Source organism: Haloprofundus salinisoli (assembly GCF_020097815.1).
In the GTDB taxonomy this organism is placed as follows: Archaea; Halobacteriota; Halobacteria; order Halobacteriales; family Haloferacaceae; genus Haloprofundus; species Haloprofundus salinisoli.
In genome coordinates this window covers 1649333-1669873 of record NZ_CP083663.1, presented here as the reverse complement: position 1 = coordinate 1669873, position 20541 = coordinate 1649333, and the positions used below count along the sequence as shown (strand labels likewise).

The window sequence follows — 20541 nt, the reverse complement described above, 5'->3', positions numbered from 1 at the left end:
CGACGGTTCGGACAGTCTACGTCCGCCGTCCGTACTCGCCTTCGTTCGGCAATCGCTCGCCGCGCTCCCACCACGGCTCCGGGAGTTTTTCGTTTGGCAGCGGGAGGTGGCCGTGGCCGAGCGTGCCCACCACTTTCGTCCGGTTGTCGTCGAGACGGATGCGAACCGTCGGCGCGAGCGTCCCGCCGAACCGACGCAGTTGCTCGGCCTCCGGAAGTACCGCGACTTCGTCGAGACTCGGCCGGTCGAACTCGAAGTAGTTGAAAAAGGAGGTGGCGAGCAGTTCGTCGCCGTGGTCGTACGCGAGCCAGGAGTACGCCTGAAACGGCGCGTTCGCCGGGTTCGTCAACACAAGTCCCGAGCCGTTGAGCGGTTCGTACTCGCCGCGCAGCGAGTCGGCGACGAAGCCGTACAGCGCGTCGTAGCCGTCGAGGTCGGGCGCGAACGTATGGACGTGGCTGGAGATGAAGAGGTAGTACCGGCCGTCGCGGCGGACGACGTGCGGGCGTTCGAGTTCCTGATTCACGCAGACGGCGTCGAGAAGCGGTGGGCGGAGTTTGAAGTCCGTAGGGTCGCCCGTCGGCGACTCGGCGATGCCGACGCTACCGTTGAACTCCTGTTGGGCGGGGTCGCCGCAGGCGTCGGAGCCCTCCAGGACGGGCGTGTTCGCCTCGAACAACAGGTAGGTAGTGCCCTCGTCCTCGAAGAACCACGGGTCGCGGAAGGTGTAGATCATCCCGCGGGACTGGGCCTCGATCTCGTAATATTCGCCGTCGGGTTCCAAAAGCACCTCGTGGGTCCACGTCCCGTCGATTCGGAGGCCGTTCTCGTCGGTTTCGACGGTGCCACCGCGACCGACTGCGAGGCGCTGGGTGTAAGTGAGTTCCTCCTCTCCTCGCGCGCCCGAGGCGGTGTAGTAGGCGTAGACGGTTCCTTGGTCGTACAGCGCGCAGCCGGCCCACTGCCGCGACCCGAGCGGACCGTTCTCGTCGACGTCGAAGACGGGTCCACCAGTTTCCCACTCCTCGCCGTCGCGCGAGTAGAAGTAGCGGATAGTCGCCACGTCGTGGCGCTTGCCGGGGAGCAGTTCCGAGGAGGAGGTGAGCGCGAAGATGACGCGGTAGCCGTCGATCTCGGCGATGGAGCTGTCGCGCTCGCGGAGGAACCACGTGTCCCAGATGTGGAGATCCGAGTCGACGGGTGCCTCCGGCGGGTAGATGATGGGTGCGACGGTGTCCTCGGAGCGTTCGATTCCGGCGGCGTGCTCGCGGGTCCACGCCGGGGTGCGGCGGCGCACGTCCTCGTCGGGAGAACGCCGCTCAGAGTCGTCTTGCATAGTGGAGGCAGGCGAACGCAGGTTCTAAGTGTTCCCGATAGTTCTCGGTGGAGGTCACAGTTGCGGGACTTCCGAGAACGTCAGTTCGCCGCCTTCAGTGATGCGTAGCAGTCCGTTTCTCGATTTGTTCGAGACGAACCACTCCCACTGCTCCGGTGCGGACTCGGTTTCGGCGTCGATTCGGTACGTTCCCGTCGCGTCGACGCACCCAGCGAGAACCGTGCCGGCCGTCACCGAAACGACGCCCCGCGAGAATTGTCGCCTGAACATAGTTCCGATGTGAATCGGGTCGACAAGAGTGTATCTCCGGTTCTCACGTGGTCTGACACGGCGCGCGCACACCCGAACCGATTTGAGCGACGATAGCCAACTTCGCCCGATGACAAAGCGTCACATCTCGCTCCCCCTCGCGGCCGAGGAAGGAGTTCGAGCCTTCATCGACGAGGTTGACGAACGACTCTCCGGCGAGGAGGACACCTGTGACGTGGTCCAAGACGTTCTTATCGACCTCTACGGCGACCGGGAGGCGTACGAACGCTGGCAGGCGGGAGAAGACGTGTCGAACGCCGAGCGCGTCCGCCTGCAGGGGTACGACCCGTGCAACTCGACGCTGGAGTCGGAGTACTACGCCGAGAAGGACGAGGAGATGTTCAAGCGCTCGAAACACCTCCAGTGGCTCTGGCGGCAGTTCGACGCGACGCCGATGGCCGACAACGTGGAGTTCGCGCTCCGCTTCCGACAGATGCTCGCCAACCACCTGTTCGAGGAGGCCGGCGAGAACCTCCGTCTGTTCAAAGGTATCACGATGACGTATGGTCACAACATCCGCGTCGGCGACAACACCGTCATCCACGACAACGTCCACCTCGACGACAGAGGCCGGTTGACCATCGGGAATCGGGTCTCCATCTCCGACGGCGTCCACCTCTACAGCCACGACCACGACATCGTCGACCAGACCGCAGTGAAGAACTTCCACACCGTCGTCGAGGACGACGCCCGCGTCACCTACGACGCGATGGTCCGCGCCGGCTGTAAAATCGGCGAGAACAGCGTCGTCGGCGCGCGGTCGGTCGTGCAAGGCGACGTGCCCGCCCACCACGTCGCCGTCGGGACGCCCGCCAAGAGCGTGAAGGTGAAGCCGGGGTGGGAGGAGGAGGCCGAACCGCTGGAGGCCGGCGGCGAGAACCGGCAGGCCGAACGCGAGATTCCGTACGACCTCCCCGAGGGTATCGACGCGTTCGACGAGTTCGGTCGAGATCTCGAATCGCCGAACTGAATCGAGCGTTCGGCCCTCGGAGTTCGAGAGAGGTTCGAACGTCGAAACGTGATTTTCTTGCGATAACTTTTGGTTGGCGAAGCCAGATATCCGAGATATGGACCGACGGACCTACCTCGGACTCGTCGGCGCCGCCGCCGCAAGCGGTTGCCTCGACGCCCCGACCACTTCAGACCCGCCCGGAAACGACAGCACCTCCAGCCCTCCGACCGGCAACGGCTCCTCGACCGACGACTCTCAGACCGACTCCCCGCCACAGAGCATCCAACACGAGACAGTGACCACGGGCCTCGAAATCCCGTGGGGAGCCGCGTGGCGCGACGGCGACCTCTATCTCACCGAGCGACTCGGGCGAATCGTCCGTATCCCCGGCGGACGGGGTGACCCCGAGGAGGTTCTGAGCGTCTCCGACATCGTCGACGACGGCGAAGGCGGACTCACGGGGTTGGTCTTTCACCCGAGCGAACCGGCGGCGTTTACCTACCACACCTACGCGGGTGGCGAGTACGAGTTCACGAACCGTATCGTGCGTCACGACGTCGAAAACGGCTGGGAGTGGGAGCCGATCGTCGACGGCATCCCCGGCGACATCATCCACGACGGCGGTCGCCTCGCCGTCTACGAGGACAGTCTCTTGGCCACCGTCGGCGACGCGAACGTCCGCGAACGGGCACAGGACACCGAGTCGCTCAACGGGTCGGTGCTTCGGGTGACGTTCGACGGTGACCCGCATCCGGACAACCCCTTCGACAACGAGGTGTTCACCTACGGCCACCGCAATCCGCAGGGTCTCGCCTTCCGCGACGGAGATATCTTCTCGACCGAACACGGTCCCGCCGAGAACGACGAGGTGAACGTACTCGAGGCGGGCAACAACTACGGGTGGCCCGACGTCGGTGGCACCGAGAGCACCGACGAGTACACCGGTGCAATCGCCGAGTACACCCCGACTATCGCTCCCGCGAGCGCGACGTTCTACGACGGCCCCTACCGCGAGTGGCAGGGCGACTTCTTCTTCGGGACGCTCGCTGGCGAACACCTGCGACGCCTCCGCATCGACGGCACCGAAGTCGTCGAAGACGAGACACTGTACGAGGGCGAGTTCGGCCGACTCAGGACGGTGTTTACCGGCCCGGACGACCACCTCTACGCCGTGACGAGCAACCGCGACGGTCGGGGCGAACCGCGCGACGGCGACGACAGGGTCGTTCGCTTCTTCCCCGAAGCGGAGTAGCCGACTCTGACTCCGACTTCGACTCCGATTCGGATGCACGAACTCGTCTCGGCCGACAGCCCCTCTCGTCGCACCTCTGACCTCTTCGTTCGGGCTTTTCGACTCCATCCTAGTCGACCGACGGCGCACCGTCGACAGCGTTTGTTTATAAAGTAAACCGAAGACACAAGTGCCATGATGACAAATGACACAGTATGCGTGCACTGTGGGGATGGATACTCGTGTACGTGCTCGGGTTGGTCGTCCTCCAACTGCTCGTCTACCGGTATCTCGGTGGCGAGGGCGGCGCGTTCGCCGAGGCCGACAGCGCCGGTGCCCGACGCGGCAGCGGGGGCGACGAACCCACAGAGCGTGAGATCGTCCGCGACCGAACGGGAGCCGTAAACGTCGGACCGCCGATGTCGACGGCGACGGCGGAGGCGTTCCGCGAGTCGACGACAGAGCGCGTCTGTCCGCACTGCGGCGTCGAGAACGAACCGGACACGACGTTCACGTTCTGTCGGAGCTGTGCGCAGCGACTCGGGTGAGCGAAACGCCGCCGATTTGTCGCCGCAGTCCGTAGCGACGGCGTGGCCCAAAGCATCGCCATCAACGTCGCCGCGAACACGAATCTACCCGGGTTTCGCGGGCCGGTGTACCCCGATGGCCGGTTCGAGTACGTCCCGATTCCCGAACGAGAAGAGACGGCGGAGACAGTGCCGACGTACGGTGACCTCTCGTTCGGCTTCGACCTGCCGGCGTCGGTGCACGACACGCCGGTCCACCTCGACCCGGCGTTCTCGGGCGTCCACGGCTCGACGCGACACACTTACGGCGACGAACACGGCGTCAAAGCCGGGCCGCTGTCGAAGTTAGTGCCCGGCGACTCGCTGTTCTTCTACGCGACGTTGAGTCTGGAGGGCGACTCACCCGCCTCGAACCGCGTCGTCCGCGACGACTGGGGTACCTACCTCATCGGCGAGTTCCGCGTTCGCAGGGCGGTGACCGGCGAACAGTACCACGAGCTCTCGCCGGCCGACCGCGAACGATTCGCCGAGAACGCCCACGTCAAGCGCGACCCCTTCGACGCGAAGGTGCTCGTCGAAGGCGGCGAGGGGTCGGGATTGTTCGAGCGCGTCGTCCCGCTGAGTTCGCGCGAGGCGGGCGCGACGGCGAACCGACTCGTCACGGAACTGTCGAACGACTCCGGGAAAGGGCCGTGGTGGCGGCGGCGCTTCTGGTACGACGAGGCGGCGACGGCGGAACTTCGGGCACTGGTGGACAATGGCGAGCGAGAGACGGACGACGCGCCGTGGTTCGAATAGCGGCGCGGAACGCGTCGAAGCGCACGGACGAGCGGATGACCGAGTCCCGCGACCAGGACCCCGCGGTAGACGGACTCTCCACCGAGATGGCGACGGTGTTCGACAAAACTGCGCCGACCGGGAGTTCACCGAGTGAAGCGAGGTGAACGACGGTCGGTAAACGACCAGATGAAGTGCGCCGACCGGGAATCGAACCGAAGCCAGACGGTCGTTCTCGCTGCGCTCGAACGCTTCGACTAGCAGGGTTCGGATTCCCGTCGCAAAAACACGCTATTCGCGTGCGCTCACAGCGGTTATGCGCCGACCGGGAATCGAACCCGGACCGGTGGCTTGGGAAGCCACTGTCCTACCATTGGACCATCGGCGCTCACTGCGTCGCGTGCACCAAAAATACCGGACGGGAACACTTCAAGATAGCGTTTCGCGGAACTGGACGCGCGTCCAGCAAATTCCGCGAAGAGATGCCTATTAGTCACCGACGCGTCTACGAGTAGTCGATGAGTAGCGAGACGCCGATTCTCGACGACACTGCACCGCTGGACCTCCGGCTCTCGGAGTCCGAACTCGAAGCGACGCGCGAACACATCGTCGCGTTCATCCGGAGCGTCGTCGACGACGCCGGCGCGGAGGGCGCGGTGCTCGGTCTCTCGGGGGGTATCGACAGCACGTTGACCGCCCACCTCGCCGTCGAGGCGCTCGGCGAGGAGGGGCTTCACGGCCTCGTGATGCCGAGTTCGGTGAACACCGAGGAGAACATGAGCGACGCCGAACGGGTCGCACAGATGCTCGGAATCCCGTACGACGTCGTCGAGATACAGCCCATCGCCGAGCGGTTCTTCGACGCTTTCCCCGAGGCGGCCGACGACCGGATGGCCGCCGGTAACGTCTACGTCCGCACCCGCGGCGTGCTGGGCTACTTCGTCGCTAACCACGAGAGCCGCATCGTCCTCGGCACGGGCAACCGCAGCGAGGCGATGACGGGCTACTTCACGAAGTACGGCGACCAGGCCGTCGACTGCAACCCCATCGGCAACCTGTACAAACAGCAAGTTCGCCAACTCGCCGCCCACGTCGGCGTCCCCGAGGACCTCGTGATGAAGACGCCCTCCGCGGAAATGTGGCTCGAACAGACGGACGAAGATGAGATGGGCGTTACCTACGACACGCTCGACGCGATTCTCGCGCTGCACGTCGACGGCCCGCTGTCGACGGCGGCGACCGCGCGGCATCTCGGCGTGACCGAAGCACAGATAGAACGGGTCGAACAGTTGGTCGTCCAGAGCGCCCACAAGCGGTCGATGCCGCCCGCACCCGACGCGCTCCAGTTGTAGTACTACTCTCTATCCGCCGCGATGTCGGCGGCGTGCGCCCGCACGAGGTCGCCGAACGCCTCCGCTTCTGCGGCCTCCTGTGCTTCTCTCTCCCGCCGGTCTCGCATCCGCGCTTTCACCACCGCCAGCGCGTCCGCTTCGTTGGCGGCGAGGCGCTCAGCGACCCCCATCGGATTCTCCTCGATTCGGGAGACCAACCCGGTCTGCAGTGCCTCCTCGGCGTCGATCGTGCGCCCCGAGAGTGCGAAGTCGAGCGCGTCGCCCTCGCGCATGACGCGCGGGAGGCGGACCGTGCCGCCCCACGCGCCGAACAGGCCGAACCGGACGCCGGGTTCGGCGAACGTCGCCTCGGGCGTCGCTAGACGGAGGTCGCAGGCTAACGCGAGTTCGACACCTCCGCCGCGGGCCGCGCCGTCGATACCAGCGACGACGACGGAATCGGCGGCTTCGATGGCGTTTGCGACGCGCTGACCGTGGCGGGCGAACGCTTCGGGGTCCGAGAGTGAGGTGACTACGTCCAAATCCGCCCCGGCGCAGAACGCCGGTCCCTCGCCGTGGAGGTAGACAACCGGCACGCCGGCGGCGTCGGCACCAGTGACCGCGGCCTCCAGCGCGTCCAAGTCCTCAGGGCGGAGCGCGTTGCGCCGTTCGGGTCGATCGAGGGTGACCACGCGGAGGCGTTCGCGGTCGGTGAAGCGAACCATACCGGGGCTGCGGGGGAGTTTCCAAAGGTCTTTGCCTTTCCCGTCGTTACCGTCCGTTGATGGACGACGCCGTGCGGACCCGCGATGCCGCGCGCGAAGCGCTTTCGGATATCGACCCTCCGCAACTGTTAGACGCGTTAGATGCGCGCCTCGCGGACGCGTCGATGCTGCCGGGGGCGCTCGCACTGGTGAGCGCACGGGCGCTCGACCCCGACGTGGACGCCGAGGCGCTCGCCGAACGCGCCGCCGGCGTCCAACTGATCTACGAAGGCCTCCGTCTCACCCGTGACCTCGCCCGCGAGGAACCGTGGGCCGACGACGCCTCGGAACGACAGAACGGCACCGACGGTCTCATCGCGGGTATCGAGGCGGACATGCTCGTCCTCGCGGCCGACGTGCTCGTCGCTCGCGGCTTCTTCGTCCTCGCGCGGACCGAGGCGGCGACGCGCGCCGTCGACACCGTCCGGACGTTCGGCCGCGACCAGACGCTCGGCCGTCGACCGACTTCGAGCGCCGCCATCGACGGCGAGCCCGACCGTGACGTCGAATCCTTCAACCGGCGACTGGAAGCAGACGTGCTCGACCTCGCGGTGCTCGCCGGCGCGACGGCCGTCGGACAGGCGATACCGGAGTCGCTCTCGGCGTACGCCGCCGACCTCGCCGCCGAATACGGGACGTCGTTTCCCCCCGCACCGGCGACGCTTCCCGATGCGGCGGCCGAGCGACTGGCGGCCGGTGGCGACGATCCCGTGCCATCGCCTACCGATAGCTGACCCGAATCGAAACGCCTAAAGACGAATCGGGCAAACGACTGATTGCGCAGTAGGCGCCTGGGTAGCTTAGCGGTAAAGCGCGTCCTTGGTAAGGACGAGAGCCCGGGTTCAAATCCCGGCCTAGGCTTACTGTCGATTCCACTTCTGTGAGACGTTTCGTCGCCGAGCGGCCGCCTACCGAAAGTCTTCGACGAAGCGCTCGGGGACGTACGCGAGCAGTTCGGCGGGTAGCACGTCAACGAGGTGTTCGGCCATGGGTACGAGCGTCTTGCGCAAGAGCGTGTACACCGCCGAGATGGCGAGGGCGACGCCGACGACGGTCTGTTCGGGGCCCGCGAGGACGAGCAACGCGGGCACACCGAAGGCGGCCCCGAGGAGGAAATCCTCGGGCGCGCCGTCGTAGCGAATCCACCGCTTGGGCGCGATCCATCGACCGCTGAAGTGGTTGTACACCGCCCGGTCGGAGGTCGCTTCCCACGGCTTGAGTTCGAGGCCGCCGCCGACGATGTCCATCACGGAGTGGATCGCCGCCGCCGCCAGAAAGAGGGCGACGGCGAGCGCTATCGGCGAGGCGACGAGCGCGGCGACACCCGCGGCGAAGAACGCGGCGAGCGGGAAGTAGACGGGGAAATGTAGCGTCTTTCGGTGTCCGGCGTAGAGGTCGAAGTCGGGAAACAGTCCGCCGAGACCGGCGGCCGCAACCGGGAGGAGGCCGCCGTCGGGGGCGACGACGAGCGCGAGCACGACCCCTATCAGGGCGTGCGTGGTGGCCATCATCGACCCCGAATATGGCATATGAGGCAAAAACCGTGTCGGGCACCGTGGAAACGCAGCGCACGCACGACACGTGTAGAGCACGGCACGTGTGGGAGCACAGCACATGTGGGAGCACGGCACGTGCGAAAACCGAAAAACGTCGGCTGCTCTCTGAAGTCGTGCTCACTACGTCGCCGGAACAACGTTTAGCGCGGACGCCGAAGACACAGCACGATGACGCTGTTTTCCCTGTCGGCGCGTCGGCAACGGCGACTCAGTCGCGGTCTCCAACTCGTCATCGGAGCGGCGCTGGTCGTCGGCCTCCTCCAGCGCAACCTCAGCGTCGTCGCCAACGCGGCGATAGCGCTCTCAGTGACGTTTCTGCCGGCGCTCTTGGAACGCGACACCGACATCAACCTCGGTGCGGGCGTCACGCTCTGGGTGACGCTCGCCGTCTCGCTGCACTCGCTCGGGATGCTCGGACTCTATACCGCGATACCGTGGTGGGACAACCTCACGCACACGCTGTCTGCGACGGTCGTCGCCGGTGTCGGTTACGCGACCACGCGCGCACTCGACGAGCACACCCGTGCGGTGTTCTTCCCGCCGCGGTTTCTCTCCGTGTTCATTCTCGTCGTGACACTCGCGTTCGGCGTGTTCTGGGAGGTGCTGGAGTTCAGCATGCGCGTGGTCACCGACCTGCTGGGCATCCAGGCGGTCCTCATCCAGTACAGCCTCGAAGACACGCTGATGGACCTCGTCTTCGACGCCGTCGGAGCGGTGCTCGTCGCGCTGTTCGGCACGCAGCGACTCTCGGCGACGGTCGAATCGCTCGTGGGACGCCTCGAACGGAGGCGCGGACGGTGAGCCGACGAGACACTGACGGTGAGGAGGCATCGACACCACGACGAGTCCCGGACGGGACGTAGCTTTTTGAGGCGGAGCACGGTATACTGACTCATGCGATTCGTTATCGTTGGGTACGGCCGGGTCGGCTCTCGAACCTCGCGCATCCTCAAGGAGGAGGGCCACGAGGTCGTACTGGTCGAGAACAACCGGGAGAAAGTCGAGCGCGCCCGAAAATCCGGATTCGAGGTCATCGAAGGCGACGGCAGCAACGAGGCCGTCTTGGAGCGCGCCGGACTGGACGATGTCGTCGCCGTCGGCGCCATCACGGGCGATCTGAACACGAACTACGCGGTCTGCATGATCGCCAAAGAACACGGCTGCCGGACCGTCCTCCGCATCGACGCCGACTACCGCGAGGAGATCTACAAGGAGTACGCCGACGACGTCGACGAGATAATCTACCCCGAACGACTCGGCGCGGCGGGCGCGAAGACCGCCCTCCTGGGTGGGAACTTCAACGCCATCGGCGAACTCACCGAGAACCTCCAGCTGTCGGCGGTCACTATCCCCGACGGCTCGCCGGTCGTCGGCAAGCGCGCCAGCGAGATCGACCTGCCGTCGACCGCCCGCATCTACGCTCACGGCAACGACCGGGAGGCGATGACGATTCCGTTACCGCAGACGACCGTCGAAGCAGGCGACAGAGTCGCGCTCATCGTCGAACAGGAGTCGCTCGAAGACGTTCGCAGACATCTACTCGGAGACGCGGCTGTCGAGAGCGCCTGAGTCGAGTCGCGACGGCGAAAACGCGGTACGTTCGCCCGGAGTCGGCCGCGGGGGACGACCGTCCGGAGCGAACTCGGATGCAGTCGGGTGGGGTTCGGCGTGCATCCGGGCGCGAACGGGTGGGAGGATGGGAACAGATGCCGTCTACGCGCCCGGATGAACGGTGCCTGTGGACCGACTTAAACCCGCGTCAGACGGGCGTGCGACTGTCGTACGACGCCGGATTCGGACGTTTCGTCTCCCTGAGGCGTTCTCTGCGCGACGGCCGAGAAAGCGGACCGTGCGACCCCGACCCAAAGCTACAATTTCGCCGCGCGTGACCGGTCGCTATGGAAGGAATCGGACCGCCGCTTGCGACCCCGTTCACCGAAGACGGCGACCTCGACGAGGAATCGCTCAGAGAACTCGTCGGCTGGGTCGAAGCCCGCGGCGTCGACTTTCTGGTCCCCTGCGGGTCGAACAGCGAAGCCGAACTGATGAGCGCCGAAGAGCGCGCCCGCGTGGTCGAGCTCGTCGTCGGGGAGGCCTCCGTGCCGGTGCTCGCCGGCACCGGCCATCCCGGCCTGCGCGAAACGAAGCGACAGACGCAGTTGGCCGCCGACGCGGGTGCCGACGGCGCGCTCGTCGTCACGCCGTTTTACTTCCCGCACGACGAGGCGGCGCTGGAGGCGCACTACCGCGAGGTGGCCGACGACGCCGAGATTCCGGTGTACCTCTACAGCGTCCCGCCGTACACGAACGTCGCGCTCTCGCCGGAGGCCGCGGGTCGTCTGGCCGACCACCCGAACGTCGCGGGCATGAAAGATTCGAGCGGGAACCTCGAAGCGTTCGGCCGCACCCGTCGACTGGCGGGCGACGAGTTCGAGTTCTTCGTCGGTGCCGGCAGCGTCGCCGCGCACGCGCTCGACGCGGGTGCCGACGGCGGTATTTTGGGTCTGGCGAACGTCGCGCCCGAGGCCTGCGCCGAGATATACGAGCGCCACCGCGAGGGCGACACCGAGGGGGCGCGCGAACTGAACGCCGGTCTCGTCGAGTTGAACCGCGCGGTGACGGCGGTCCACGGCGTCCCCGGACTGAAGGCGGCGATGCGCGCCCGCGGCGCGCCCGCCGGCTACGCCCGCGCGCCGCACCAACCCGTGGACGACGAGGTGCGCGAGGAACTAGAGTCATTGGTCGCGGAACTGTAGCGCGTCCGAGCCCTATTTTTCGTCGTCGACCACCGTTGCTCGCGTCGCCGTGGCTTTGAACGACGCGACGACGCTTGCCCCTTCGGCGAGCCCCAGGCGTTCGACGCTCTCGGCGGTCACGAGCGCGAACAGCGGCGGCTTCGTCCCGATGTCGACGACGGCGGTGGCGACGGTCTCGCCGGCGTCGAGGTCGGAGACCACGCCGTCGAAGCGGTTTCGGGCGCTCGTCGCCGACGACAGGGGCGCATCGTCGGGCGCGTGGAGCGTGACGGCGTCGGCGCGGACCCCCACCTGCACCGGCGTTCCGGCGTCGACTCCTCGGACCAACCGCCCCTCGGCGTCGACGACGAGCGCGCGGACCGACCCCGCGTCCGTGTCCACGATACCAAGTTCGCCGTCGACGCTGGCGATTCGGCCGTAGAGGACCGCCTCGCGCGCGCCCGTCGTCCCCGAGAGCGCCGCGCGCAGGCGGGCGAACCGGTCGAGCAGTGCTCCGGCCTCGTCGGTGAGTTCGCTCCCGCCGCCGTCGGCCCCGCCGCGTCGGCGTTCGACGAGCGAGCCGAAGGCGGATTCGAGCGTCTCCAGCCGCGAGAGCGCGCGGGCCCGCGAGCGGCCGAGGGCGGCGGCGGCACCGCTGACCGAACCGTGGTCGTCGACCGCTCGGAGCAGTTCGACGTCGTCGTCGTCGAAGGTGACGCCGCCGGCCGCGAGGTACGCCTCGAACGCGCCGTCCATACCCCCCGTTCGCGGGCCCCCGTAATCAGTCCACCAGTACTCGGGAGTCGGGTCAGTAGACGAGTTCGCCCGCGATGAACTGGCTGGCGCGGTCGTCGCGCGGCGACTCGAACACCCTCTCGGTGGGTCCGTGCTCGATGCAGGCTCCGTCGAGAACGACAGCCGTCTTGTCGGCGACGCGACGCGCCTGCGCCATGTCGTGTGTTGCGAGCGCGACGCCGATACCGCGCGCTTTCGCTTCGCGCATCGCGTCTTCGATGACCGCCGTGTTTCGGGGGTCGAGGTTCGAGGTCGGTTCGTCGAGGAGGAGGACGTCGGGGTCGACCGCGAGCGCCCGCGCGACGCCGACGCGCTGGGCCTCGCCCGACGAGAGCGACTCCGCGTGTTCGTCGGCCATCTCGACCATCCCCACCGTTTCGAGCGCGTCGAGGGCGGCGTCGGGCGGCGACCACCGCCCAACTGCTCTCGCGAGCGAAGCGCGCAGCCGAGACGACCGTCCCCGTCTGACGCCGAGGCCGTAGGCGGCGTTGTACGCGACGGACGCCGAGAACAGCGAGCGGTCCTGCGCGACGAGACCGATGCGTCGCCGGAGCCGAAGCCGTTCCTCGTCCGACAGCGCCCACGCGTCGCGGGTCGTAGCGTCGAGTCGCCCGTTCGTCCGGACGTCGGCGACGCCGCCGTCGGGAGCGTTAGTCGGGCTCTTGGCGACGTCTCCGAGTCCGATACGACCCTCGTCCGGCCGCGAGAACAGCGCCAGGAGGCGCAGCAACGTCGTCTTACCGGTTCCGGAGGGCCCGACGATGGCGAGCACTTCGCCGGGTTCGACGGAGAGCGAGACGTCTTCGAGGACCGGCTTCCCGTCGAAGCCGCGGGAGACGCCGTCGGCGACGAGACGGAGGCGGTCCGTCGCTTCCTGTTCGCTCACGCTCGCCCCCCGTCGCGGATACGACCGCCGAGCGCGTTGACGACGAGCACGAGCACCAGAAGCACCGCGCCGAGCGCGAGTCCCGTCTCGTAGTTGCCGCGGCGGGCCTCCACGGTGACGGCCGTGGTCAGCGTCCGGGTGAAGGAGGTCTGTTCGGGCGGGTAGACGATGTTCCCGCCGACGATGAGCACGGAGCCGACCTCGCTGATGGCGCGACCGTAGCCGGCCAAAACGGCCGTGACGATGCCGTAGCGCGCCTCGCGGAGAACGAGCAACCCCACGTCGGTGTTCGTTCCGCCCGCGGCGAAGGCGGCGTCGCGCAGATCGCCGCTGACCCCCTCGACGGCGGAGATGGAGACGCTGAGCACGACGGGCGTCGCGAGGATGGTCTGGGAGATGATCATCGCCTGCGGCGTGAACAGCAGTTGGAGGTCGCCGAGCGGGCCGGCGTTCGAGAGCGTCAGGAGGACCACGAGACCGACGACGACGCTCGGAAACCCCATCCCGGTGTTGATGACCGTCGTGAGGAGGCGCTTACCGGGGAAGTCGCCGAACGCGACGCCGATGGAGACTGGAAGGCTGACGAGCGTGCTGATGCCGACAGCGACGGTGCTCACGTACAGCGACACGAACGTGACGCTGACGAGGTAGTTCAGGTTCAGGTCGCCGAACGCCGAAATCACGGTTCTGTCTGAGGGGGCACCCGACTAATAATCCGCCGGGACCTGCTGGTCGGCCCAGTAGAGGAACTGTTTGTCGCGCCGCGAGAGCGACTGACTCTCCTCGGCGCTGTACCCCTGCGGGACGTACTGTTCGAAGTTCGGCTCCTCCGAGAGCGCGTTCGGGAAGAACAACTGCGACCCGTTGTCGGTGTAGCTGTCGATGGCGTTCTGGCCTTCGGGACTCGTGAGAAAGCCCACGTACGCCATCGCCAGTTCGTAGTTGACGGTGTCGTGTTGGGCGGGGTTGACCGGGATGACGCCGTAGGGGTTCTGGAGAATCACCGGGCCGTCCTGCAGGGGACCCTGCACGTGGACGGCCAGACTGATCTCGTTCTGCATCGAGAGATACGTCCCCCGGTCGGCGAGGGTGTACGCGCTCGACTGACTCGCCTGGTTGAGCGTGTCGCCCATCCCCTGGCCGATGGCGCGGTACCACTGTCCGCCGGGTTCGACGCCGGCCTCCTCCCAGACGAGGAGCTCTTTCTTGTTCGTCCCCGAGTCGTCGCCGCGGGAGATGAACGTCGACTGCGTCTCGGCGATAGTCGAGAAGGCCTCGGTCGCGCTCCCCGTCCCGTTGATGCCCGCCGGGTCGTCCTCGGGGCCGACGATGACGAAGTCGTTGAACATCACGTCGCGGCGGTTGACGCCGTGACCCTGCTGGAGGAACTCGTCTTCGGCACCGCGCGCGTGGACGAGAATCACGTCGGCGTCGCCGGCCGCGCCCGTCTCGATGGCCGCGCCGGTCCCCTGCGGGATTGTGTTGATCCGGGCGTCGAACTGCGCTTCGAACATCGGGTTCAGGTCGTCGAGCAAACCCGTGTCGTAGGTACTCGTCGTCGTCGCGAGCGTGAGCTCCTGTTGACCGCCCTCGCCGTCGCTTTGGCTACCGCTGTTGGTCTGGTTTCCCGCGATGTTGCTTTCAGTGTTCTCCGGCGGATATTGACTCGAACAGCCGCTCAGTCCGAGAACCGCCCCGACACCCGCTGCTTGGACGAACCGCCTCCGTTGTATCTTCATGGATTCATCGATGGAGAGCGGCTGATTAAGTGTTACCCTCCGATGTTAACCAATTTCGGTTCCGGCAGTCGCTTGGCGTGAGGAGGATTAGTTACCGACAACTCTCATCACGTGCCCCGTATAGACTCAGACGATGGCATTCGCGGGCGTACGGAGCGAGAGAGCGCTTCGGTTCGACGCCGGAGAAGTTACCGGCGCGTTAGGTGATTCGGTTACGGTTCTCCCGATAGTCGTCGCGCTCGGCGCGCTGACCCCGATGTCGCTCCCGCACGTTCTCGTCGCCTTCGGCCTCTTTCAGCTCGTCTGGGGGCTCGTCTACGGCCTGCCGCTGTCGGTCGAACCGATGAAAGCGCTCGCGGCGCTCGCTATCGCCGGAGCGCTGAGCTACGGTGAACTCGTCGCCGCTGGGCTCGTCGCGGGCGCGGTGCTCCTGTTGGCGGGTCGGACGAGCGCCATCTCGTCGGTCGAACGCTACGTCGGTGAACCGGTCGTTCGCGGCGTCCAACTCGCCGTCGCGCTGCTCTTGGCGCAGACCGGTGTCGAACTCGGTCTCGGAAATCCCGCGCTCGCGGCGCTGGCCGTGGCGCTCACTCTCGGCGTCGTCGCACTCGGACGGCCGCGGGCGGCGACGCTCGTCGTGCTCGGCGTCGGTGGAGCGATGGCGGCCGCGACGGCGGGCGTTCCGGCGGCCGAACTCCCCGACCTCTCCGTCTTCCCCGCGGGCGGACCCACGCTCACTCTCGGCTCGCTGGAGGGCGCGACGGCGCAGTTGGCGATGACCGTCGGCAACGCCGCCGTCGCCACCTCGCTTCTCTGCTCGGACCTCTTCGACGCCGACGTGTCGGCGGACGACCTCTCGACGAGCATGGGCGCGATGACGCTTCTCTCGGTCCCCTTCGGCGGATTACCGATGTGCCACGGCAGCGGCGGCCTCGCGGGCAAGTACGCCTTCGGCGCGCGGACCGGCGGAGCGAACGTCGTCCTCGGCGTCGTCTACGTCGTCGCCGCGCTGTTCGCGGGCGTCGTGCTCGCGTTCCCGATGGCACTTCTGGGTGTCCTCTTGGTGCTCGTCGCGGTCCAGTTGGGACGAAGCGCGACACAGACAGAGTCGCTCGCACTGACCGTCCTCGTCGGCGTCGGCGGCGTCGTGACGAACGTCGGCGTCGCGTTCGTCGTCGGGGTGGCGGCGTGGCTCGTGGCGTCAAAGTACGACGGTACGGGAACCGACGACCGATAAGCGTCTTGTGGTGGCCGCCCCACGTTTCGATATGACCTGGGCCGACCTCTTCGAGCGAGCGACCGAGTACGAGGCGACCGAACGCGACGCGCGAGAGGAACTCGAACGAAGGCGGAGCGACGATGGCTAACGGAGCCGGAGCGGACGAAGGGCCCGGGACGACCGAGTGCCCCGAGGCGTCTCCCGCCCGCGTCGTCGCCGACGCCGACGTGCTCGCGGCGGACCTTCTCGTCGGCAGTGACTCCCGACGGGCGCTCGACTACCTCCGCGAACACTCGTGGACGACGCTCGTCGCAAGCGACGCGCTGTTGGACGACGCCGAGACCGTCGTCACCGCGCTGGCAGATGCCGATATCGCCGCCGACTGGCGAGCGAAAATCGAGACGCTGTGCGAACCGACGGAGCACACCGACGGCGACCACCCGGCGCTGGGGTCGGCGTACCACGGCGGCGCGATGCATCTCCTGACGCTGGACCCGCGTCTGCAGACGGCGCAGGCGGGCGCGACGCTGCAGAGACGCGTCTCGATGAGCGTCCGTCACCCGAAGGCGTTCGCGACGCTGTTCGACGCCGAGAGCCTCTATCGGGAAGTCGTCGGCGGGGAGTATCCCGGCCCGGACCGCGACCCGCGAGGATAGACGGCCGTATCACTGGTTGTCGGTCGGTAATGGCGGAAAACGGGTGAAGAGTTCCGAACAAGTGGATACATAGTACGGTTTCAGATGATTTCCAGTTGAGTTTCGTATTCGAGCGCGAGCCCTCCGAGGTTTGCTTCGCTATCGCTCAGCAAACCACTCCCCGAACTTCGCCAACGCCCGACCCCGGTGCGAGATAGCGTTTTTCTCCTCGGTGCTCATCTCGGCCATCGTCTTCCCGTCGTGTTCGAAGATGGGGTCGTAACCGAACCCGCCCTCGCCGCGCGGGGCGACGAGACGGCCGCGGACGACGCCCTCGAACAGCTTGACCGGCAGCGGTTCGGTCTCCTCGGCGTCGCGCTCCGCGCCCGTCGCGGCAGCGGCGACGCGGTCGTCGCGGTCCACCGGGTCCGGCGAGGCGGCGAACGGTTCGCCGTCGCAGTAGGCGAGCACGCAGCGAAACGCCGCTTTTCGGTTCTCCTCTTTTTCGGCGATTCGCCAGACGCGTTCGACGCCGAGGGTGTCCTCGGCGTACGAGGAGTACGGCCCCGGGAAGCCGCCGAGGGCATCGACGAACAACCCCGCGTCGTCGACGAGGACGGCGTCGCCGACGTCGGCGGCGGAGCCGTCTGCTCGTCGCGTCTGTGAGGCGACGGTGTGGCGGTACGCCTCGCGCGCGCCGTGTGCCGCGATGCGTCCCAAATCGTCGCTCTGGATCTCCGTGTAGTCGAAGTCGACCTGGCCGACCGACTCGCCGAGGTACGACGCCGCCTCTGCGACTTTCCCCTCGTTCGTCGTCACGTAGTGGAGCATATCCGAGGAGGGGGTCGCCCGTCGCAAAGAGGCGTCGGTCTCGCCGAGGCGATACGGGGTGCGAGGCGCGTGAGTTCGGCGTACGAAAAACTGTGACATTATTTGTCACTAAATGAGAGCTACAGAGCTCTCAGTATCAGATGGTAAGAAAATTATCAGCATTTAAGCAATTGCGATTAAATAGGGCGGGTATGTCCGGGGCACGGCAGCAGTACGCTACGGAGCTGGTGACAGTCAGGAAGGAGATGAACGCGCACGGCGCGATGACCGTCGAGGCGGTTGAATCGAACGCCACGCGACACATCGCGGAGTACGAAACCTCGCAGTTGCAGTCGACGCTGCAGCAGCTGCCCGCCGGGGCGTCGGTTCCGCTGGAACTGCGTCCGGTCGGCACGCGCGGTAACGTCTGGCGCGCGACGGGTCTCGCCCGCTCACGCCAGTAACGACTCGACGAACGGTCGTCCGCTCGTCGAAAAACAACGGGAGGAACGCGGCTCAGTCGTCGTCGACGACGACTTCGACCGGCCCATCGTCTTCGTACTCGGCTTCTTCGCGGCTCTTGCGCTCCTGGAAGACCAGCACCGCCGCGACGAGGAGAACGACCCACGAGCGCCAGTTGGCGAGGTTGAGCGTGTAGCCGACGCCGAACGGTTTCTTCACGAGCATCCGGTCGCCGGGTTGCCAGTACGAGGACAGCATCCGACCGGCGCTCGGACGTTCGAAGTTGTACGGGACGCCGAACAGTTCGCCGGTTTCTGGTTTGTCCGCCATACGAGTGCGATACACTCGCCTCTGATAAATCGTTTTGGCTGCGTCGTCGCGTGTGCGAATCGAGGCGTGCGGTGGAACGGTAGCGGCCCGACTCGGTCAGCGGTAGCGTCCCCGCGACTCGACTCCTCGAAGCCGTGCGAGTACGTCTTCGTCGCCGTCGGCGGCGTATCCCGTCTCGAACGCCTCCAGAAGCGGGTCGGGGTCGGCGGCGGTCCCCTCGATGCTCTGCTCGAAGACGTGCAGGTCCATCGCGTGGTCCTCGACGTGGCCGGTGTGAAAGCCGAGGCCGAAGTCGATGAGGAACGTCCGGCCCGCCGCGGTCGCCCTCTCGGCGACCCGGACGTTTCGCGTCGTCGGGTCGCCGTGGACGATTCCCACGCGGTGCAGCGCCGCGAGATGTCGGCCCACGTCGGCGACGGCGTCGGGGTCGAGCGTCGCCGCGAGATCCGCATCGCCGACGCGCTGGAACGTGATGGTCGACTCGCGCACGTCGACGTCGCGGACCAGCGGCGTCGGGACGCCCGCCCGCCGCGCCTCGCTCGTGAGTCGCGCCTCCGCGACCGTCCGCTCGCGGCGGAGGCGCGCGTCGAGTTCCGGATGGCGGTACGCCTTCGGGAGGCGGCGCTTCACGACGCGGTCGCCGTCGAACTCGACGGTCGCTTCCGCGCCCCTGACGGCGCCGTCGCCGTCGACGACGCGGGCGACCGACTCCGTCTCGCCGCGCCACGTCACCGGCACCTGGTCGGGTCGGAAGTTCGGGTCGATGGCGGAGTCCTCTATCTCGAGGGTGTCGCCGGCGGCGTACATCTTCGCGCCCAGGACGGCGATCATCCCGGCGTTGTCCCGGAGGAAGCGCGGGTCGGGCGCGTAGAACTTCGCGCCGCGCTCCTCGCACATCGATGTCAGCATCTCCCTGAGACGCTGATTCTGGCCGACGCCGCCGCCGAGAACGAGTTCGTCGGTGCCGGTGAGCGAGAGCGCGCGCTCGGCGACCTCGGTGAGCATGCCGAAGACGTGCTCCTGCAGCGAGAAGCAGATATCCTCGACCGCCTCGCCCTCGTCGGAGGCGTCCTTGGCGGCGCTCATGATGCCCGAGAAGGAGAAGTCCATCCCCTTCACCGTGTACGGAAGGTCGATGTACTCGCCGTCTGCGGCCGCCCGTTCGACCTTCGGTCCGCCGGGGTGGGTCCAGCCGACGTGTCGAGTGAACTTGTCGATGGCGTTGCCGACGCCGGTGTCCATCGTCTCGCCCAAGACGCGGTAGCGGCCGTTGTGATAGCCCAGGAGATGCGCGTTCGCGCCCGAAGCGTTGAGACACACGGGCGAGTCGAACCCCGACTGGTGGCGGCCGATTTCGAGGTGGGCGACCATGTGGTTGACGCCGACCAGAGGCACGTCGAGCGCGCCGGCGAGCGCTCTCGCGGCGGTGCCGACGATGCGGAGACACGGACCGAGGCCGGGGCCCCGCGAGAACGCTACCGCATCGACGGGCGTCGCCCGTTGGGCCGACGAGCTTCGCTCGTCAACATCGATCGGCGCGCCGTCGCCCTCGCTGGTCTCCTCGGCTCGCTTCAGAACGGTTTCGACGACGCGCGGGATGGCCTCGCTCATGTGCTCGGCCGCCTCGCGCGGGTGAATGCCGCCGCTATCGGGTTGGTACGGATCGGATTCGATAAGAGTGGAGTCGCGTTCGGTATCGTGCAGCGCAGCGCTCGCGGCCCACGCCGTCCCTTCGATACCCAGAACGCGCACGTTTCAGATTACGCTTCCTCGGCTTCCGCGTCGGCGTCGTCGGCGGTGATCTTGTTGCGTTCGAGCATGTACTCCTGCTCGACGTCGCGGGCGAAATCGGAGCTCTCGTACACTTTCGCGTAGCCGGCGGTCTTGCGCATGCCGAACTTCGTGTCGAGTTCGTGGACGACGACTTCGTCGGAGTTCTTGTCGAGTTTCGCCGCGAGGCTGTCGCGGACCGAGAGACGCGAGGGCGTCGCCTCGTCGTGCGTCATCGTGAATCGAACGTCCGTCCGGTGCAACATCGGGTTCTCCTCCTCTTCGATGATTTCGATTTCCATAGTTCAGTTGCTCATAAATCCCGGCGAAGCAAGTAAAAGGATTTCGAAGGGGCGGGAGGCGACGGCGGAGTTTCG

The 20541-nt window shown here is 66.8% G+C and carries 25 protein-coding genes and 2 tRNA genes; 14 read left to right on the top strand and 13 right to left on the bottom strand.

Features of this window, described 5'->3' with window-relative positions; genetic code table 11:
- Nucleotides 1-16: 16 nt before the first annotated feature.
- Nucleotides 17-1336, bottom strand: coding sequence for a glycoside hydrolase family 68 protein (locus LAQ73_RS08905; protein ID WP_224267932.1), 1320 nt, complete (start codon nucleotides 1334-1336; stop codon nucleotides 17-19).
- A gap of 54 nt (nucleotides 1337-1390) precedes the next feature.
- Nucleotides 1391-1606, bottom strand: coding sequence for a hypothetical protein (locus tag LAQ73_RS08900; protein WP_224267931.1), 216 nt, complete (start codon nucleotides 1604-1606; stop codon nucleotides 1391-1393).
- Between the two features lie 109 nt (nucleotides 1607-1715).
- Here LAQ73_RS08900 and LAQ73_RS08895 point away from each other — a divergent pair, with 109 nt between their 5' ends.
- The 5 genes from LAQ73_RS08895 to LAQ73_RS08875 all read left to right on the top strand — a co-directional run bounded on the left by LAQ73_RS08895 (nucleotide 1716) and on the right by LAQ73_RS08875 (nucleotide 5299).
- The gene (locus LAQ73_RS08895) at nucleotides 1716-2615 is read left to right on the top strand and encodes an acyltransferase (RefSeq protein WP_224267930.1); all 900 of its coding nucleotides are present in this window, start codon (nucleotides 1716-1718) and stop codon (nucleotides 2613-2615) included.
- A gap of 97 nt (nucleotides 2616-2712) precedes the next feature.
- Nucleotides 2713-3849 (top strand): PQQ-dependent sugar dehydrogenase, encoded by a 1137-nt coding sequence (locus tag LAQ73_RS08890; protein ID WP_224267929.1) that lies wholly within the window; start codon nucleotides 2713-2715, stop codon nucleotides 3847-3849.
- A 194-nt stretch (nucleotides 3850-4043) separates the two neighbouring features.
- Nucleotides 4044-4376 (top strand): DUF7577 domain-containing protein, encoded by a 333-nt coding sequence (locus LAQ73_RS08885; protein ID WP_224267928.1) that lies wholly within the window; start codon nucleotides 4044-4046, stop codon nucleotides 4374-4376.
- A 42-nt stretch (nucleotides 4377-4418) separates the two neighbouring features.
- Nucleotides 4419-5153: an Nmad3 family putative nucleotide modification protein gene (locus tag LAQ73_RS08880; RefSeq protein ID WP_224267927.1), complete on the top strand. Its 735-nt coding sequence runs from the start codon at nucleotides 4419-4421 to the stop codon at nucleotides 5151-5153.
- The gene (locus tag LAQ73_RS08875) at nucleotides 5141-5299 is read left to right on the top strand and encodes a hypothetical protein (RefSeq protein ID WP_224267926.1); all 159 of its coding nucleotides are present in this window, start codon (nucleotides 5141-5143) and stop codon (nucleotides 5297-5299) included. Before LAQ73_RS08880 ends, LAQ73_RS08875 begins: the two co-directional genes overlap by 13 nt.
- A gap of 150 nt (nucleotides 5300-5449) precedes the next feature.
- On the opposite strand, the gene LAQ73_RS08870 is transcribed toward LAQ73_RS08875, so the two are convergent.
- A tRNA-Gly gene (locus LAQ73_RS08870) sits at nucleotides 5450-5520 on the bottom strand.
- 130 nt (nucleotides 5521-5650) lie between these two features.
- Between LAQ73_RS08870 and LAQ73_RS08865 the strand changes: the two genes are divergently transcribed.
- The gene (locus tag LAQ73_RS08865; RefSeq protein WP_224267925.1) at nucleotides 5651-6484 is read left to right on the top strand and encodes an NAD+ synthase; all 834 of its coding nucleotides are present in this window, start codon (nucleotides 5651-5653) and stop codon (nucleotides 6482-6484) included.
- A gap of 2 nt (nucleotides 6485-6486) precedes the next feature.
- On the opposite strand, the gene LAQ73_RS08860 is transcribed toward LAQ73_RS08865, so the two are convergent.
- Complete coding sequence (locus LAQ73_RS08860; protein ID WP_224267924.1) at nucleotides 6487-7188, bottom strand: enoyl-CoA hydratase/isomerase family protein; 702 nt, start codon at nucleotides 7186-7188, stop codon at nucleotides 6487-6489.
- 59 nt (nucleotides 7189-7247) lie between these two features.
- Between LAQ73_RS08860 and LAQ73_RS08855 the strand changes: the two genes are divergently transcribed.
- Together LAQ73_RS08855 and LAQ73_RS08850 are read left to right on the top strand one after the other, a co-directional pair.
- Nucleotides 7248-7961, top strand: coding sequence for a DUF7114 family protein (locus LAQ73_RS08855; RefSeq protein WP_224267923.1), 714 nt, complete (start codon nucleotides 7248-7250; stop codon nucleotides 7959-7961).
- A 55-nt stretch (nucleotides 7962-8016) separates the two neighbouring features.
- Nucleotides 8017-8088, top strand: a tRNA-Thr gene (locus LAQ73_RS08850).
- 47 nt (nucleotides 8089-8135) lie between these two features.
- On the opposite strand, the gene LAQ73_RS08845 is transcribed toward LAQ73_RS08850, so the two are convergent.
- Entirely contained in the window at nucleotides 8136-8738 is a 603-nt protein-coding gene (locus LAQ73_RS08845; RefSeq protein ID WP_224267922.1) for a metal-dependent hydrolase, read from the bottom strand.
- A 213-nt stretch (nucleotides 8739-8951) separates the two neighbouring features.
- Between LAQ73_RS08845 and LAQ73_RS08840 the strand changes: the two genes are divergently transcribed.
- The 3 genes from LAQ73_RS08840 to LAQ73_RS08830 all read left to right on the top strand — a co-directional run bounded on the left by LAQ73_RS08840 (nucleotide 8952) and on the right by LAQ73_RS08830 (nucleotide 11539).
- Nucleotides 8952-9584 carry a DUF2238 domain-containing protein gene (locus tag LAQ73_RS08840; protein ID WP_224267921.1) on the top strand — a complete coding sequence of 211 codons (633 nt, stop codon included), beginning with the start codon at nucleotides 8952-8954 and terminating at the stop codon, nucleotides 9582-9584.
- A 93-nt stretch (nucleotides 9585-9677) separates the two neighbouring features.
- The gene (locus tag LAQ73_RS08835) at nucleotides 9678-10352 is read left to right on the top strand and encodes a potassium channel family protein (RefSeq protein ID WP_224267920.1); all 675 of its coding nucleotides are present in this window, start codon (nucleotides 9678-9680) and stop codon (nucleotides 10350-10352) included.
- Between the two features lie 329 nt (nucleotides 10353-10681).
- Nucleotides 10682-11539 (top strand): dihydrodipicolinate synthase family protein, encoded by an 858-nt coding sequence (locus tag LAQ73_RS08830; protein ID WP_224267919.1) that lies wholly within the window; start codon nucleotides 10682-10684, stop codon nucleotides 11537-11539.
- Nucleotides 11540-11551: 12 nt separating this feature from the next.
- Here LAQ73_RS08830 and LAQ73_RS08825 read toward each other — a convergent pair whose 3' ends face one another.
- From LAQ73_RS08825 to LAQ73_RS08810, 4 genes are read right to left on the bottom strand one after another with little or no spacing between them, the layout of a single operon-like run.
- Complete coding sequence (locus LAQ73_RS08825; RefSeq protein ID WP_224267918.1) at nucleotides 11552-12274, bottom strand: TOBE domain-containing protein; 723 nt, start codon at nucleotides 12272-12274, stop codon at nucleotides 11552-11554.
- 52 nt (nucleotides 12275-12326) lie between these two features.
- Complete coding sequence (locus tag LAQ73_RS08820; protein WP_224267917.1) at nucleotides 12327-13199, bottom strand: ATP-binding cassette domain-containing protein; 873 nt, start codon at nucleotides 13197-13199, stop codon at nucleotides 12327-12329.
- Nucleotides 13196-13879 carry an ABC transporter permease gene (locus tag LAQ73_RS08815; protein ID WP_224270744.1) on the bottom strand — a complete coding sequence of 228 codons (684 nt, stop codon included), beginning with the start codon at nucleotides 13877-13879 and terminating at the stop codon, nucleotides 13196-13198. Before LAQ73_RS08815 ends, LAQ73_RS08820 begins: the two co-directional genes overlap by 4 nt.
- Nucleotides 13880-13906: 27 nt before the next feature.
- On the bottom strand, nucleotides 13907-14938 hold the full coding sequence (locus LAQ73_RS08810; protein ID WP_224267916.1) for an ABC transporter substrate-binding protein: 1032 nt from the start codon (nucleotides 14936-14938) through the stop codon (nucleotides 13907-13909).
- Nucleotides 14939-15071: 133 nt separating this feature from the next.
- On the opposite strand from LAQ73_RS08810, the gene LAQ73_RS08805 reads away from it, so the two are divergent.
- Both LAQ73_RS08805 and LAQ73_RS08800 read left to right on the top strand, forming a co-directional pair.
- The gene (locus LAQ73_RS08805; RefSeq protein WP_224267915.1) at nucleotides 15072-16175 is read left to right on the top strand and encodes a putative sulfate/molybdate transporter; all 1104 of its coding nucleotides are present in this window, start codon (nucleotides 15072-15074) and stop codon (nucleotides 16173-16175) included.
- Nucleotides 16176-16297: 122 nt separating this feature from the next.
- Nucleotides 16298-16813: a DUF7384 family protein gene (locus tag LAQ73_RS08800; RefSeq protein ID WP_224267914.1), complete on the top strand. Its 516-nt coding sequence runs from the start codon at nucleotides 16298-16300 to the stop codon at nucleotides 16811-16813.
- Nucleotides 16814-16951: 138 nt separating this feature from the next.
- Here the strand turns inward: LAQ73_RS08800 and LAQ73_RS08795 are convergent, their stop codons facing one another.
- On the bottom strand, nucleotides 16952-17623 hold the full coding sequence (locus tag LAQ73_RS08795; protein ID WP_224267913.1) for a non-canonical purine NTP pyrophosphatase: 672 nt from the start codon (nucleotides 17621-17623) through the stop codon (nucleotides 16952-16954).
- A 191-nt stretch (nucleotides 17624-17814) separates the two neighbouring features.
- Here LAQ73_RS08795 and LAQ73_RS08790 point away from each other — a divergent pair, with 191 nt between their 5' ends.
- Entirely contained in the window at nucleotides 17815-18066 is a 252-nt protein-coding gene (locus LAQ73_RS08790) for a DUF7999 family protein (protein ID WP_224267912.1), read from the top strand.
- Between the two features lie 52 nt (nucleotides 18067-18118).
- Here the strand turns inward: LAQ73_RS08790 and LAQ73_RS08785 are convergent, their stop codons facing one another.
- The 3 genes from LAQ73_RS08785 to LAQ73_RS08775 all read right to left on the bottom strand — a co-directional run bounded on the left by LAQ73_RS08785 (nucleotide 18119) and on the right by LAQ73_RS08775 (nucleotide 20466).
- Complete coding sequence (locus LAQ73_RS08785; protein WP_224267911.1) at nucleotides 18119-18394, bottom strand: DUF5808 domain-containing protein; 276 nt, start codon at nucleotides 18392-18394, stop codon at nucleotides 18119-18121.
- A 96-nt stretch (nucleotides 18395-18490) separates the two neighbouring features.
- Entirely contained in the window at nucleotides 18491-20098 is a 1608-nt protein-coding gene (locus tag LAQ73_RS08780; protein WP_425601130.1) for a bifunctional N(6)-L-threonylcarbamoyladenine synthase/serine/threonine protein kinase, read from the bottom strand.
- 56 nt (nucleotides 20099-20154) lie between these two features.
- A complete protein-coding gene (locus tag LAQ73_RS08775) occupies nucleotides 20155-20466 on the bottom strand; it encodes a 30S ribosomal protein S24e (protein ID WP_224267909.1) in 312 nt (103 codons plus the stop codon).
- Between the last annotated feature and the right edge of the window lie 75 nt (nucleotides 20467-20541).